The organism is Rhizobium sp. BR 250, from assembly GCF_047445855.1.
Taxonomy (GTDB): Bacteria; Pseudomonadota; Alphaproteobacteria; order Rhizobiales; family Rhizobiaceae; genus Agrobacterium; species Agrobacterium tumefaciens_I.
In genome coordinates this window covers 546,084-560,767 of sequence record NZ_JARWKW010000001.1, presented here as the reverse complement: position 1 = coordinate 560,767, position 14,684 = coordinate 546,084, and the positions used below count along the sequence as shown (strand labels likewise).

General features: G+C 58.8%; 14 protein-coding genes and 3 tRNA genes. 16 read left to right on the top strand and 1 reads right to left on the bottom strand.

What is annotated here, in order from left to right; all coding sequences use genetic code 11:
- Positions 1-280: 280 nt before the first annotated feature.
- Both hupB and QD336_RS02775 read left to right on the top strand, forming a co-directional pair.
- A complete protein-coding gene (hupB, locus tag QD336_RS02780) occupies positions 281-556 on the top strand; it encodes a DNA-binding protein HupB (protein ID WP_003496481.1) in 276 nt (91 codons plus the stop codon).
- Between the two features lie 349 nt (positions 557-905).
- A complete protein-coding gene (locus tag QD336_RS02775) occupies positions 906-3,104 on the top strand; it encodes an esterase-like activity of phytase family protein (RefSeq protein WP_499169204.1) in 2,199 nt (732 codons plus the stop codon).
- Between the two features lie 655 nt (positions 3,105-3,759).
- On the opposite strand, the gene QD336_RS02770 is transcribed toward QD336_RS02775, so the two are convergent.
- Positions 3,760-3,835 (bottom strand) — tRNA-Val (locus QD336_RS02770).
- Between the two features lie 41 nt (positions 3,836-3,876).
- Here QD336_RS02770 and QD336_RS02765 point away from each other — a divergent pair.
- The 14 genes from QD336_RS02765 (at position 3,877) to nuoI (ending at position 14,599) form a co-directional block, all read left to right on the top strand.
- Positions 3,877-4,182, top strand: coding sequence for a hypothetical protein (locus QD336_RS02765; protein WP_499169202.1), 306 nt, complete (start codon positions 3,877-3,879; stop codon positions 4,180-4,182).
- 98 nt (positions 4,183-4,280) lie between these two features.
- Positions 4,281-4,357 (top strand) — tRNA-Asp (locus tag QD336_RS02760).
- Between the two features lie 39 nt (positions 4,358-4,396).
- A tRNA-Asp gene (locus QD336_RS02755) sits at positions 4,397-4,473 on the top strand.
- Positions 4,474-4,910: 437 nt separating this feature from the next.
- Positions 4,911-5,276 (top strand): NADH-quinone oxidoreductase subunit A, encoded by a 366-nt coding sequence (locus QD336_RS02750; protein ID WP_035259670.1) that lies wholly within the window; start codon positions 4,911-4,913, stop codon positions 5,274-5,276.
- Positions 5,267-5,851 carry a NuoB/complex I 20 kDa subunit family protein gene (locus QD336_RS02745; RefSeq protein WP_003521524.1) on the top strand — a complete coding sequence of 195 codons (585 nt, stop codon included), beginning with the start codon at positions 5,267-5,269 and terminating at the stop codon, positions 5,849-5,851. The genes QD336_RS02750 and QD336_RS02745 overlap by 10 nt, the downstream gene beginning before the upstream one ends.
- Before the next feature lie 21 nt (positions 5,852-5,872).
- Positions 5,873-6,475: an NADH-quinone oxidoreductase subunit C gene (locus tag QD336_RS02740; protein WP_269343766.1), complete on the top strand. Its 603-nt coding sequence runs from the start codon at positions 5,873-5,875 to the stop codon at positions 6,473-6,475.
- Positions 6,472-6,900, top strand: coding sequence for a GFA family protein (locus QD336_RS02735; protein WP_269343764.1), 429 nt, complete (start codon positions 6,472-6,474; stop codon positions 6,898-6,900). The genes QD336_RS02740 and QD336_RS02735 overlap by 4 nt, the downstream gene beginning before the upstream one ends.
- A 1-nt stretch (position 6,901) precedes the next feature.
- Positions 6,902-8,092, top strand: coding sequence for an NADH-quinone oxidoreductase subunit D (locus QD336_RS02730; protein ID WP_020012326.1), 1,191 nt, complete (start codon positions 6,902-6,904; stop codon positions 8,090-8,092).
- Positions 8,092-8,352 (top strand): hypothetical protein, encoded by a 261-nt coding sequence (locus tag QD336_RS02725; protein WP_269343763.1) that lies wholly within the window; start codon positions 8,092-8,094, stop codon positions 8,350-8,352. The genes QD336_RS02730 and QD336_RS02725 overlap by 1 nt, the downstream gene beginning before the upstream one ends.
- Before the next feature lie 16 nt (positions 8,353-8,368).
- A complete protein-coding gene (locus tag QD336_RS02720; protein WP_499169199.1) occupies positions 8,369-9,466 on the top strand; it encodes an NADH-quinone oxidoreductase subunit E in 1,098 nt (365 codons plus the stop codon).
- Positions 9,467-9,476: 10 nt separating this feature from the next.
- A complete protein-coding gene (gene nuoF, locus QD336_RS02715; protein WP_020012329.1) occupies positions 9,477-10,781 on the top strand; it encodes an NADH-quinone oxidoreductase subunit NuoF in 1,305 nt (434 codons plus the stop codon).
- A 148-nt stretch (positions 10,782-10,929) separates the two neighbouring features.
- Positions 10,930-13,011 carry an NADH-quinone oxidoreductase subunit NuoG gene (gene nuoG, locus QD336_RS02710; RefSeq protein WP_499169198.1) on the top strand — a complete coding sequence of 694 codons (2,082 nt, stop codon included), beginning with the start codon at positions 10,930-10,932 and terminating at the stop codon, positions 13,009-13,011.
- 13 nt (positions 13,012-13,024) lie between these two features.
- A complete protein-coding gene (gene nuoH / locus QD336_RS02705; protein ID WP_269343757.1) occupies positions 13,025-14,071 on the top strand; it encodes an NADH-quinone oxidoreductase subunit NuoH in 1,047 nt (348 codons plus the stop codon).
- Between the two features lie 36 nt (positions 14,072-14,107).
- Positions 14,108-14,599 carry an NADH-quinone oxidoreductase subunit NuoI gene (gene nuoI / locus QD336_RS02700; protein WP_004441327.1) on the top strand — a complete coding sequence of 164 codons (492 nt, stop codon included), beginning with the start codon at positions 14,108-14,110 and terminating at the stop codon, positions 14,597-14,599.
- Positions 14,600-14,684 lie beyond the last annotated feature (85 nt).

Here is a 14,684-nt window from a genome sequence, read left to right as displayed (position 1 = left end):
CGTCGCGAGGGCGGGAATCGCCTTTCGCGACGGGCAATGCATAGAATCAATGCGTTAGGTGTCAGAGGGCGCGCGCGGTGCTCCGCTCCGCGCAACTGATGCCAAATTGGCACGAATATGTGGAAGGCCGGCAGAAATGTCGGCCTTTTTTGTGAAAAAAATCGCAGACCCCTTGTTTTTCAGGCGATTCCAGCGCTTTTGAGTTGCTGTGCGCGGATGCAAACGTATTCTGCGCCGGCTTAATTCCTAGTCGTTTCAAACCATTGAAAGGGGTGGAAACATGAACAAGAACGAGCTCGTCTCTGCTGTTGCCGAAAAGGCTGGTCTCACGAAGGCAGATGCTGCTTCCGCTGTTGATGCCGTATTCGAAACCGTACAGAACGAACTGAAGAGCGGTGGCGACATCCGTCTCGCTGGCTTCGGCAGCTTCTCCGTCAGCCGTCGTGAAGCCTCCAAGGGTCGTAACCCTTCCACGGGTGCTGAAGTCGATATTCCGGCTCGCAACGTACCGAAGTTTTCCGCAGGCAAGGGCCTGAAGGACGCCGTTAACTCGTAAGTTTTCCGGAAAGCCGCAACGCCCGGCGGCGGGCGGGCGGCTTTTCAGGTTCACGAGGAAGCATGTTGTGACGCGCTCATGCCATCAACCGGCATAAAGGGGCGGCCTTCGAAAGCTCTTTCGGGCGGCCCGGTTTCATCCGGTATGGTATGGATTGAAGGTCTCGGCGCCTGCGCCTGTGTAGCTTTCCATCCGGACACACGGCGTTTCGAAACGCGGAATGTGCGCAGAAACACGAAAGCCCGGCCTTTACGGCCGGGCTTTTTGATTCCTGCAATGAAATGTCATGCCACTGTCATGTCTTTGACGCAGAAGCCTTGGGGTATTTCTGGACCCAAGGGGGATTAAAATGGCGTTCCGATTTTCTCAAATGGCTTTGACCGCGGCACTGCTCGCATCCGCTGCCTTCCCGGCCGCTGCCGAGCCGGTTTTCAACCGCATCGCGTCTTTCCCGGTGGCGAAGAACCTTCCCGCCGACAAGGACGCCAAATCCGTCACCTCGGCTGAAATCATCACCGCCAGCGAAGACGGCAAGACGCTGATCTATTCGGACAGCCCCCTCGGCGGCATCGGCTTCATCGACATTACGGACGCAAAGGCTCCCAAGGCCGGCGGCGCATTGCTGCTGCAGGGCGAGCCTACCTCCGTTGCCGCCATCGGCGCAAAGGTTCTGGCCGGTGTCAACACGTCCGAAAACCGCGCCAAGCCCTCCGGCAAGCTGGTGACGGTCGATATCGCCACCAAGAAGATCGACACGAGCTGCGATCTCGGCGGTCAGCCCGATTCCGTCGCCATTTCCCCGGACAAGACCTTTGCCGCCATCGCCATCGAAAATGAGCGCGATGAAGAAGTGAACGAAGGCGCATTGCCGCAGATGCCTGCCGGTTACCTGGTCACTGTCGGCCTGAAGGACGGTGTTGCCGATTGCGCAACGCTGAAGAAGATCGAGCTGACCGGCCTTGCCGAAATCTCCCCGGAAGATCCGGAGCCGGAATTCGTCTCGATCAACGCCAATGGCGAGATCGCGCTGACGCTGCAGGAAAACAACCACATCGTCATTCTCGACGGAAAAACCGGCACGGTGAAGACGCATTTCTCCGCCGGCACCGTCAATCTGGAAGGCATCGACACCAAGACCGACGGCCAGCTGAAGTTCACCGACAAGCAGGAAGGCCGCAAGCGCGAGCCGGATGCGGTGAAGTGGCTGGATAATGACCGCATCGTCGTCGCCAATGAGGGCGACTGGCAGGGCGGTTCGCGCGGCTTCACCATCTTCGACAAGACGGGCAAGCTCGTCTACGAATCGGGTGCTTCGCTCGAGCACGCCGTTGCCGCCATCGGCCACTATCCGGAAAAGCGTTCCAAGGCCAAGGGTATCGAGCCGGAAGGTCTTGAGGCCGCGACCTTCGATGGCCAGAAGTATTTCTTCGTCCTTGCCGAGCGCGCCTCCGTCGTTGCCGTCTACAAGGATACCGGCGCAGAGCCGCAGCTGACGCAGCTCCTGCCTTCGGGCGTTTCCCCGGAAGGTGCGGTTGCCATCCCGTCGCGCAACCTTCTCGCCACCGCCAATGAGGTGGATCTGATCGAAGACGGCGGCGTCCGCTCGCATGTCATGCTCTATGAGCGCGCCGAAGGCCAGCCGGCCTATCCGCAGCTCGTTTCCGCCACCGTCGACGGCGCGCCGATCGGCTGGGGTGCGCTCTCCGGCCTGGTTGGTGACGCCGAAAAGCCCGGCATCCTCTATGCCGTTTCCGACTCGGTCTATGGCAACCAGCCGTCGATCTACACCATCGACGCCACGAAGAAGCCCGCCACCATCACCAGCGTATTGCGGGTGAAGCGTGACGGTATCGCTGCCCAGAAACTCGACATCGAAGGTATCACGCTCGACGGCAAGGGTGGCTTCTGGCTGGCGTCGGAAGGCGACAGTGCCAAGCTCGTTCCGCACGCGCTTTACAACGTCAATGCCAAGGGCGAGATCAAGGCTGAGATCGCACTGCCGAAGGAACTGCTTTCCGGCGACACCCGTTTCGGTTTCGAAGGCGTGACCATGATCGGTAAGGGCGATGACGCCACGCTGTGGATGGCCGTGCAGCGCGAATGGGGCACGGATGAGAAGGGCTTCGTCAAGCTCGTCTCCTACAATCCGAAGTCCAAGGAGTGGGGCGCCGTGCGTTACCCGCTCGACAAGACCGAAGCAGGCTGGGTTGGTCTGTCTGAAATCACTGCGCAGGGCGAATATGTCTATATCGTCGAACGCGACAACCAGATCGGCGACAAGGCCAAGCTCAAGAAGCTCTACCGCGTCGCTATCGCCGACCTGAAGCCGGGCAAGATCGGCGGCGAGCTGCCGCTGGTGGCCAAGCAGGAAGCGCATGATTTCCTGCCCGACCTCAAGGCCCAGACCAATGGTTATGTCGTCGACAAGCTGGAAGGCTTCACCTTCGACAAGGCAGGAACCGCCTATGCCGTGACCGACAATGACGGCGTTGACGATTCTTCCGGCGAGACGCTGTTCTTCACCGTCAATCTGAAGGCGATCAACTGATCGCTCGATTGTATCGCAAATAGAAAAGCCGGGCTGTGCCCGGCTTTTTTGTGGCGAGGAGTTTCCCGGGGGAGGGATCACCGATTTTGCGCCATCAGTGGGCCAAAGCCGCTAGAATCGGTTTTGGCGCTTCTGTGTCGGATTGTCGGGGGGATTGTTCGAGGGCTGTCCGTGCAAATGCCTGGGATCTTGTGCGGGTCAGCGCCCCATGGAATTCCTGCTTTTGGGAGTATCTGATTTTTCCGAATCCTGCTGGACCCAGCGAAAAAAAATATAAATAGGCAGCGCAATAAGCGCGAGTGTTACAAACGCGTCGATCGACATGGTTTCATCCATCAGTTCAACCGTTCATCATGAAACGGTATGGAAACAATGCCTGAAATCTCTTTAAAAAGTCTGAATTTGCTTATTTTTCGGTATGTTACGGAGTGACACAGAGATTCGACGGAACTGTTGGAATCTGGAACAGAAGTGTCAATTTGAAATAGAAACGGGCCGGAAAAAACGATTCCTCCGGTTCGGAGCGCAAATCCTGTGCTTCGAAGACGAGTGGCGGGGCAGGGATGTCTGATTGCCGATGTAAATTCCGGACAGAACACAGCATGCGGAAGAAATATCCGGCGCGATAAGATCTGATTTAAGGAATTCGGGAAAATGGTGGGCGATGAGAGACTCGAACTCCCGACATCCTCGGTGTAAACGAGGCGCTCTACCAACTGAGCTAATCGCCCTTCGCGTCCTGCGGATCATGTCCGCCGCGTCGGTGGCCGTGATGTATTCGGATCGGAAAAAAACCGCAAGGGCTTTTGTGAAGTTTTTTTGTTTTTTTTCCGGGCCGCTTTTTTCTCCGCTGGAGGTTGTCGGCAAAAAGCCGGGAACTGCGGGGTTTTTGGTCGAAACACGATACGATGGCGCCTTGACGGCCATGTGGAAATCCCGTCGCGGAAGCCGGTGGCTGTGGACAAGTTTTTTGTTTTCGTTGGGAAAAGCCCGCAAAATAGGGCGTTTGCCGCAATGGCGGTCAAAGGCCCTCCGGTTTTTCCCGATCAAAATGAAGAAGCTTATTCTTTTGTCGTGAAACCTGCTTGACACCCCCGCACGAACGCCGTAGTTAGCCGCTCATCGAACGGCCGAGGCTGGTTCGAGCGGCGGGACAAGGTCCTGTCGTCAGGAGATGCGGGTGTAGCTCAGTCGGTTAGAGTGCCGGCCTGTCACGCCGGAGGTCGCGGGTTCGAGCCCCGTCACTCGCGCCATCCTGTTCCTCGGAAAACACAGATGAATGTCTGTGGTGCGCGGGTGTAGCTCAGTCGGTTAGAGTGCCGGCCTGTCACGCCGGAGGTCGCGGGTTCGAGCCCCGTCACTCGCGCCATTTCTCTCTTCCGAAATGTCTCCTCAAAAGTGAAACAGACGTGTCCTGTACGCGCTCTGGTATTGGCATTTCCGGTGGCTGATTCCAGCGTTTTTATGCGCGATTTTTCCTGCTTTTTTTAGTCAGGTTTCGATTTCCAAAAACCGTCACTTCGCTGCCATTTCGACGTAAAATTCGTGTGACTTTTTTGCGGTTGCGTCCTTCAATCGATTATTATTGTATTTGAGGGGCTTAGGCCGGAATTGTGGCCCAAATTTGCGTCAATTCCGGCAATATTGTTGCCAATCAATGCGGCAGGTGTCTTGAAATGGAGCCTAAACTCTTGCAGAGAGGGCGCGGCTGCGCTAACCACTTTGGCGTTGCAACATATTTGTGCGCTCTTTGAGACCTTGGGTCGCAAAGGCAGGTCCGGCACCTGGCCGGGCAGGGAAGAGACCATGACTGAACTCCTCAGTTCCTATATTCCGATCGCAATCTTCATCGGTATCGCTCTTGTCATCGGCCTGGCGCTTCTCATTGCGCCTTTTGCTGTCGCCTATAAGGCGCCGGACCCGGAAAAGCTCTCCGCTTTCGAGTGCGGTTTCAACGCCTTCGACGATGCCCGCATGAAGTTCGATATCCGCTTTTATCTGGTATCGATCCTGTTCATCATCTTCGATCTGGAAGTCGCCTTCCTGTTTCCCTGGGCGGTGTCTTTCGGCGAGATGGGCTGGTTCGGTTTCTGGTCGATGATGGTGTTCCTCATCGTTCTCACCATCGGCTTTATCTATGAGTGGAAGAAGGGAGCGCTGGAATGGGCATGAGCCAGAACAACACCACGCTCGTTGCGCCGCAGCCGAAGGGCATCATCGATCCCTCGACCGGCAAGCCGGTTGGCAGCAACGACGCCTACTTCACGGAAATCAATGACGAGCTGGCCGACAAGGGCTTTCTCGTCACCTCCACCGACGAGCTGATCACCTGGGCGCGCACCGGCTCGCTGATGTGGATGCAGTTCGGTCTCGCCTGCTGCGCCGTTGAAGGCCTGATGCAGGCGTCCGGTCCCCGTTACGACATGGAGCGCTTCGGTGTCGCCCCGCGCGCCTCACCGCGACAGTCTGACGTGATGATCGTTGCCGGCACGCTGACCAACAAGATGGCGCCCGCTCTGCGCAAGGTCTATGACCAGATGCCCGAGCCGCGTTACGTCATCTCCATGGGCTCCTGCGCCAACGGTGGTGGGTATTACCATTATTCCTACGCTGTCGTGCGCGGCTGCGACCGCGTCGTGCCGGTGGATATCTACGTTCCGGGCTGTCCCCCCACGGCGGAGGCGCTGCTTTACGGCGTACTTCTGCTGCAGAAGAAGATCCGGCGTACCGGTACGATCGAGCGCTAAGGGCAAAGGACGGATTTAGGAATGAGCGAAGCTCTCAACGATCTTGCTGCTTACGTTAAGGAAGCGCGCGGTTCTCTCGTGGTGTCGGCCGATATCGCCTATGGCGAGCTGACGCTGAACACGACGCCGGAAAACGTCATCGCGCTTTTGACCTTCCTGCGGGACGACGTACAGTGCGGTTTCGTCAACATCATCGATATTTGCGGCGTCGACTGGCCGCAGCGCGAAAAGCGCTTTGACGTCGTCTACCACCTGCTGTCGCCGCGCCAGAACCTGCGCGTGCGCGTCAAGCTGCAGGTGGAAGAGGACGAGGGCGTTCCTTCGGCGACCTCCGTTTACATGGGCGCGGAATGGTTCGAGCGCGAAGCATGGGACATGTATGGCATTCCTTTCGAGGGCCACAAGGACCTGCGCCGCATCCTCACGGACTATGGTTTCGAAGGCCATCCGCTGCGCAAGGATTTTCCGGTTACCGGCTTTGTGGAAGTGCGTTACGATGACGTTCTGAAACGGGTTCTTTATGAACCGGTCGAACTGAAGCAGGAATTCCGCAACTTCGATTTCCTTTCCCCCTGGGAAGGGACTGAATATGTTCTCCCGGGCGATGAAAAGGCCAAGCAATGAGCGAAGCCCCCGCGACAGAGCATGCACAATGTCTTTGCGGCGCCGTTGGCTTCACGGCCACGATCGGCGCCCGCGAATTCGGCGTTTGCCATTGCTCCATGTGCCGCCGCTGGTCCGGCGGTGCTTTCATGGCTGTTGAATGCACTGGTATCACCTTCGAGAACGAGGAAAGCCTTGGCGTTTATTCCTCGTCGGAATGGGGTGAGCGTTGCTTCTGCAAGAACTGCGGCAGCACGCTGGTCTGGCGTTCCAAGGATGGCAAGCATTTTGCCGTTTCGCTGCAGGCTTTCGACAACCCTTCCAGCTTCAAGTTCGCGTCGCAGATTTTCACGGATGAAAAGCCTTCGAGCTATTCCTTCGCAGAAACCACGCAGAACATGACCGGCCCCGAATTCATCGCCATGATCACCTCGGCGGAGCACTAGAATGACTGAGCATAACGTCCGCAATTTCACGATCAACTTCGGTCCGGAACATCCGTCCGCGCACGGCGTGCTGCGTCTGGTTCTGGAACTGGACGGCGAAATCGTCGAGCGCGTCGACCCGCATATCGGTCTCCTGCATCGCGGTACCGAAAAGCTGATCGAGACCAAGACCTATCTGCAGGCCGTTCCTTACTTCGACCGTCTCGACTATGTCGCGCCGATGAACCAGGAACATGCTTTCGCGCTCGCCGTCGAAAAGCTGCTGGGCCTTGAAATCCCGATGCGTGGCCAGCTGATCCGCGTTCTTTATTCGGAAATCGGCCGTATCCTGTCGCACATCATGAACGTCACGACGCAGGCCATGGACGTTGGCGCCATGACGCCACCGGTCTGGGGTTTCGAAGAGCGCGAAAAGCTGATGGTGTTTTATGAGCGCGCCTGTGGCGCCCGCATGCACTCGGCTTATGTTCGTCCGGGCGGCGTGCATCAGGATCTGCCGCCGGAACTGGTGGACGATATCGGCAAGTGGTGCGATCCGTTCCTCACCGTTCTCGACAATATCGAAGGTCTTCTGACCGACAACCGCATCTACAAGCAGCGTAACGTCGATATCGGCGTCGTGTCGCTGGAAGATGCGTTTGCCTGGGGTTTCACGGGCGTGATGGTGCGCGGTTCCGGCGCTGCCTGGGATCTGCGTCGTTCGCAGCCCTATGAATGCTATTCCGATCTGGAATTCGACATTCCCGTCGGCAAGAACGGCGATTGCTACGACCGTTACCTGATCCGTATGCAGGAAATGCGCGAATCCGTAAAGATCATGAAGCAGTGCGTCGATCTTCTGTCCGGCAAGCATCGCATCGGCCCGGTCTCCTCGCTGGATGGCAAGGTAGTTCCGCCCAAGCGTGGCGAGATGAAGCGTTCGATGGAAGCGCTGATCCACCACTTCAAGCTTTATACCGAAGGTTACCACGTTCCGGCCGGCGAAGTTTACGCCGCCGTCGAAGCGCCGAAGGGCGAATTCGGCGTCTACGTGGTCGCGGACGGTTCCAACAAGCCCTACCGCTGCAAGATCCGCGCGCCGGGTTATGCGCATCTGCAGGCCATGGATTTCCTGTGCAAGGGCCATCAGCTTGCCGACGTTACAGCCGTGCTCGGCTCTCTCGACATCGTGTTCGGGGAGGTCGACCGCTGATGCGTCTGCCGCTGGCCATTCCGGCTTTTCTTGCTGCGATGTCTGCCCCCGTTTTCGCCCAGACGGCGACGGATGAGGGCGGCGTATCGCTGTCGAGCGGCGGCTCTTCGACCATCAAGCAGCTTCTGTCCCTGGGATACGAGATCAAGGCCTCGGTTCCCAATGGCAGCAAGTTCATCGTGTTCATGCAGAAAGACAAGGCGGCTTACGCCTGCGAATTCGTCACGGTGGCGAGATCGCGTTGTGAGACGTTAAACTGAAAAGGCGTGAGGAAGTATGTCCGTTCGTCGACTAGCCGAAGATCAGTTCCAGCCCGTGGCATTTGCCTTCAATGCGGAAAACACCGCATGGGCGGAAAAGACGATCAAGAAATATCCCGAGGGACGCCAGCAATCGGCTGTCATCCCGCTGCTCATGCGTGCGCAGGAGCAGGACGGCTGGGTTACCCGCGCCGCCATTGAAAAAGTCGCGGACATGCTGGATATGGCCTATATCCGCGTGATGGAAGTGGCGACCTTCTATACCCAGTTCCAGCTGAAGCCGGTCGGCACACGCGCCCACGTCCAGGTCTGTGGCACCACGCCGTGCATGCTGCGCGGCTCGGAAGCGCTGATGGATGTCTGCCGCAAGAAGATCCACCATGATCCACTGCACACCAATGAGAGCGGCACGCTCTCCTGGGAAGAAGTGGAATGTCAGGGCGCCTGCGTCAACGCGCCGATGGTCATCATCTTCAAGGATGCCTATGAGGATCTGACGCCCGAGCGTCTGGAAGAGATCATCGACACGTTCGAGGCAGGCAAGGGCGACACCGTCAAGACCGGTCCGCAGATCGACCGTCACGAGTCGGTCCCGGTCGGTGGCCTGACGACGCTGACGGAAGAGATCAAGCCGGATCGCTCCAATCTCGACAAGCCGGCCGAAGTGGCTGCGGATGCCGCTCCGGTTCCGCCGTCCAATGCGGCAAAGCCGAAGACGGACGCTCCGGAAACCGATCCGAAGCTGAAGACGCCGGCCAATGAGCCGAAGGCTGCGGAAGCCAATGTGAAGGCCGCCGAAAAGGAAGCTTCGAGTTCTGCGAAGCCGTCGCTCGATTCCAAGGATCGTCCGGCCGGCATCGAAAAGCCGGCAACGCCCGATGACCTGAAGCTCATTTCCGGCGTCGGTCCGAAGATCGAGGGCACGCTCAACGAGCTCGGCATTTTCACCTATGCGCAGATCGCCGGCTGGAAGAAGCCCGAATGCGACTGGGTTGACGGTTATCTGAATTTCAAGGGCCGCATCGAACGCGACGAGTGGATCAAGCAGGCCGAGGCGCTCGCCAAGGGTGGCGAAGCCGAGTATATCAGGGTCTTCGGCAAGAAGCCGCGGTAAGAGGTGAAGCATGTTAAAAGATCAGGATCGCATCTTTACCAATCTCTACGGCCTCAAGGACAAGTCCCTGAAGGGCGTGAGAGCGCGCGGCCACTGGGATGGCACCAAGCAGATCATCGAAAAGGGCCGTGACTGGATCATCAACGAGATGAAGGCCTCCGGCCTTCGCGGTCGCGGCGGCGCTGGCTTCCCGACGGGTCTGAAATGGTCCTTCATGCCGAAGGAAAATGACGGCCGCCCGCATTATCTCGTCGTCAATGCCGACGAATCCGAGCCCGGCACCTGCAAGGACCGCGAAATCCTGCGCAACGATCCGCATACGCTGATCGAAGGCTGCGTGATCGCCGGTTTCGCCATGGGTGCGCATACGGCCTATATCTATGTTCGCGGCGAATATATGCGCGAGCGTGAAGCGCTTCAGGCGGCCATCGACGAATGTTACGATGCCGGCCTGCTCGGCAAGAACAACAAGAATGGCTGGGATTTCGACATCTACGTCCATCACGGCGCGGGTGCCTATATCTGCGGCGAAGAGACTGCTCTGCTCGAAAGCCTTGAAGGCAAGAAGGGCCAGCCGCGCCTTAAACCGCCGTTCCCGGCCAATATGGGTCTTTACGGCTGCCCGACGACCGTCAACAACGTTGAATCGATCGCCGTTGCACCGACCATCCTGCGCCGTGGCGCTGCCTGGTTCTCGTCCATTGGCCGTCCGAACAATGTCGGCACCAAACTGTTCATGGTCTCCGGCCACGTCGAGCGTCCGTGCACCTTCGAAGATGCGCTGGGCCTGTCCTTCCGCGAGCTGATCGAACACCATTGCGGTGGCATTCGCGGCGGCTGGGACAATCTGCTCGGCGTCATCCCCGGCGGCGCATCCTGCCCCATCGTTCGCGGTGAGGACATGAAGGACGCCATCATGGATTTCGACGGCATGCGCGAAGTGAAGTCTTCGTTCGGCACCGGCGGCATGATCGTCATGGACAAGTCCACCGACGTCATCAAGGCGATTGCCCGCATCGCAGCCTTCTTCAAGCACGAAAGCTGCGGCCAGTGCACGCCGTGCCGCGAAGGCACGGGCTGGATGTGGCGCGTGCTGGAGCGCATGGTCAAGGGCAATGCGCAGAAGCGTGAAATCGACATGCTGTTCGAAGTGACGAAGCAGATCGAAGGCCATACCATCTGTGCGCTCGGCGATGCCGCCGCATGGCCGGTACAGGCGCTGATCCGCAATTTCCGTCCGGAAATCGAAAAGCGGATCGACCAATATACCTACAGGGCCATGGATGATGGCGCTGTTCTGGAAGCCGCTGAATAAGCACTCAGGCTTCAGGCGGAGCCGGAAATTTCCGGCCCCGCGACACCATGAAGCGTCTGGCGATTTTTCGGATGCCGGGCGCGATTAAGGATTTGTTGCGGACCGTGTGAGACATGGGACGAACAGGTAACAGGACGTAAGTAGAACCATGGCAAAGCTCAAGGTTGACGGTAAAGAGATCGAGGTTCCGGATCATTTCACGCTGTTGCAGGCGTGCGAAGAGGCGGGTGCTGAAGTTCCGCGCTTTTGTTTTCATGAGCGCTTGTCGGTCGCGGGTAACTGCCGCATGTGTCTCATCGAGGTGAAGGGCGGACCGCCCAAGCCTGCCGCATCCTGCGCCATGGGCGTTCGCGACGTTCGCGGTGGCCCGAACGGCGAATTGCCGGAAGTTTTCACCAACACGCCGATGGTCAAGAAGGCCCGCGAAGGCGTGATGGAATTCCTGCTCATCAACCATCCGCTCGATTGCCCGATCTGCGACCAGGGCGGCGAATGCGACCTGCAGGACCAGGCCATGGCCTTCGGTATCGCCGGTTCGCGTTACGCGGAAAACAAGCGCGCGGTTGAAGACAAATATATCGGCCCGCTCGTCAAGACGGTGATGAACCGCTGCATCCACTGCACGCGCTGCGTCCGTTTCACGACGGAAGTTGCCGGCATTGCCGAACTCGGCCTCATCGGCCGCGGCGAAGATGCCGAAATCACCACCTATCTCGAGCAGGCCATGACCTCCGAGCTTCAGGGCAACGTGGTTGACCTCTGCCCGGTCGGCGCGCTCACCTCCAAGCCTTTCGCCTTCACCGCCCGTCCGTGGGAACTGAACAAGACCGAAACCATCGACGTGATGGACGCTCTCGGTTCAGCCATCCGCGTCGATACCCGTGGCCGCGAAGTCATGCGCGTCATGCCGCGCGTCAACGAGGCGATCAACGAAGAGTGGATTTCCGACAAGAGCCGTTTCATCTGGGACGGCCTGAAGACGCAGCGTCTCGACCGGCCTTACGTCCGCAAGGACGGCCGTCTGCAGCCTGCAAGCTGGGGTGAAGCCTTTGGCGCCATCAAGCAGGCGGTTGCCGCAACGTCTGGTTCGAAGATCGGCGCAATCGCCGGTGATCTGGCTTCCGTCGAAGAAATGTTCGCGCTGAAGTCGCTTCTCGCTTCGCTCGGCTCGGCCAATGTCGATTGCCGCCAGGATGGCGCAGCGCTTGATCCGTCTTTGGGTCGCGCTAGCTACATCTTCAATTCCACCATTGAAGGCATCGAACAGGCCGACGCCCTGTTGATCGTTGGTTCCAACCCGCGCTTCGAAGCGGCCGTGCTCAACGCGCGCATCCGCAAGCGCTGGCGTCGCGGCGGTTTCCCGATCGGCGTGATCGGTGAGGCTGGTGAACTGCGCTACAATTACGAATATCTCGGTTCGGGTGCTGAAACGCTTTCGGATCTGGCCAATGGCTCGCACAGCTTCATCGACAAGCTGAAATCCGCCAAGAACCCGCTGATCATCATCGGCCAGGGCGCTCTGGCGCGTGCCGATGGCGCTGCCGTTCTCGCGGCTGCTGCAAAGCTTGCCGTTTCGGTTGGCGCTGTTACCGAAGAGTGGAATGGCTTCTCGGTGCTGCACACTGCCGCCGCCCGCGTTGGCGGTCTCGATATTGGCTTCGTGCCGGGCGAGGGCGGTGTTGCCGCAGCCGAAATGGTCGCTTCGATGGACGTTCTCTTCCTGCTCGGCGCCGATGAACTCGACCTGTCCAACAAGGGCGCCAAGTTCACCGTCTATATCGGCAGCCATGGCGATCAGGGCGCGATGAACGCCGACGTCATCCTTCCGGGTGCGGCCTATACCGAGAAATCCGGTATCTGGGTCAATACCGAAGGTCGCGTTCAGGTGGGCAACCGCGCCGGTTTCGCACCGGGCGAAGCCCGTGAAGACTGGGCGATCCTGCGTGCTCTGTCCGACGTTCTCGGCAAGAAGCTGCCGTTCGATTCGCTGTCGGCGCTGCGCGGCCAGCTTTATGTCGCGCATCCGCATCTGGCGGAAACCGACGAGATCGCCGCCGGCAACGGTAAGGATATCGAAGCGCTGGCCGGCAAAACCGGCTCGCTCACCAAGTCGGCGTTTGCCTCGCCGGTAAAAGACTTTTATTTGACGAACCCGATTGCGCGCGCCTCTGCCGTCATGGCCGAGTGCTCCGCATTGGCCCGCAACAATTTCCAGGCTGCGGCAGAGTAAGGGTAGGGGATTTATGGAACAGTTTTTCTGGAGCTACGTCTGGCCCGCGCTGATCATGGTCGGCCAGTCCCTGCTGCTTCTCGTTTGCCTTCTCGTGGCCATCGCCTTCCTTCTGCTTGCCGACCGTAAGGTCTGGGCAGCCGTGCAGCTGCGCCGTGGTCCGAACGTCGTTGGTCCCTTTGGTCTTTTCCAGTCCTTCGCCGACCTCTTGAAGTTCATCCTGAAGGAACCGGTCATTCCGGCCGGTGCCAATAAGGCCGTCTTCCTTTTGGCGCCGCTTGTCGCCGTGACGCTGGCGCTCGCCACCTATGCCGTCATTCCCTTCGCCGATGGCTGGGTCGTCGCCAATATCAATGTAGGCATTCTCTACATCTTCGCGATCTCGTCGCTTGAAGTCTACGGCATCATCATGGGCGGCTGGGCTTCGAACTCGAAGTATCCGTTCCTCGGCGCGCTGCGTTCGGCCGCGCAGATGGTGTCCTACGAAGTATCGATCGGTCTCGTCATCGTCACCGTTCTGCTCTGCGTCGGCTCGCTGAACCTGACGGATATCGTTCTTGCACAGCGCACCGGCCTCGGCACCATGCTCGGCCTGCCGGCATCGTTCCTCGACTGGCACTGGCTGTCGCTGTTCCCGATGTTCATCGTGTTCTTCATCTCGGGCCTTGCCGAAACCAACCGCCCGCCCTTCGACCTTCCGGAAGCGGAATCGGAACTGGTTGCCGGCCACATGGTCGAGTACGGCTCCACGCCTTACATGATGTTCATGCTCGGCGAATATGCCGCGATCGTCCTGATCTGCTGCCTGACGACGATCCTGTTCCTCGGCGGCTGGCTGCCGATCGTGGATGTGTGGTTCCTGAACTGGGTTCCGGGCATTGTCTGGTTCGCTTTGAAGGGCTGCATGGTCTTCTTCATGATCGCGCTCACCAAGGCTTTCGTTCCGCGTTATCGTTATGACCAGCTCATGCGCCTTGGCTGGAAGGTGTTCCTGCCGCTGTCGCTCGCCATGGTCGTTATTGTTGCATTCGTATTGAAGCTGACGGGGTGGGCCGGTTGATGTCTGAACTCCTCGCTCAAAGATCTGGAGACTGAGATGGCAAGCCTCTCCCAAGCCGTCAACTCGCTGTTCCTGAAGGAATTCGTAGGCGCGATCTTCCTGACCATGCGCCACTTCTTCAAGCAGAAGGCGACGATCAACTATCCTTTCGAAAAGGGTCCGGTTTCGCCGCGCTTCCGTGGTGAACACGCGCTGCGCCGTTATCCGAACGGTGAAGAACGCTGCATCGCCTGCAAGCTGTGTGAAGCGATCTGTCCCGCTCAGGCGATCACCATCGAAGCCGGCCCGCGCCGCAATGACGGCACCCGCCGCACGGTGCGTTACGACATCGACATGGTGAAGTGCATCTATTGCGGTTTCTGCCAGGAAGCCTGCCCGGTGGATGCCATCGTCGAAGGCCCGAATTTCGAATTCGCGACGGAAACCCGCGAGGAGCTTTATTTCGACAAGCAGAAGCTTCTCGACAATGGCGACCGCTGGGAGCGTGAAATCGCGCGCAACCTCGCACTGGATGCACCTTACCGTTAAGGTGCAACCGTCTTTCCGGGGGCGACCCCGGAGAGCGATGAAAAGTAAAATGCCTGCGCGGTTTTCGCCGGCGGGGACGAAACGG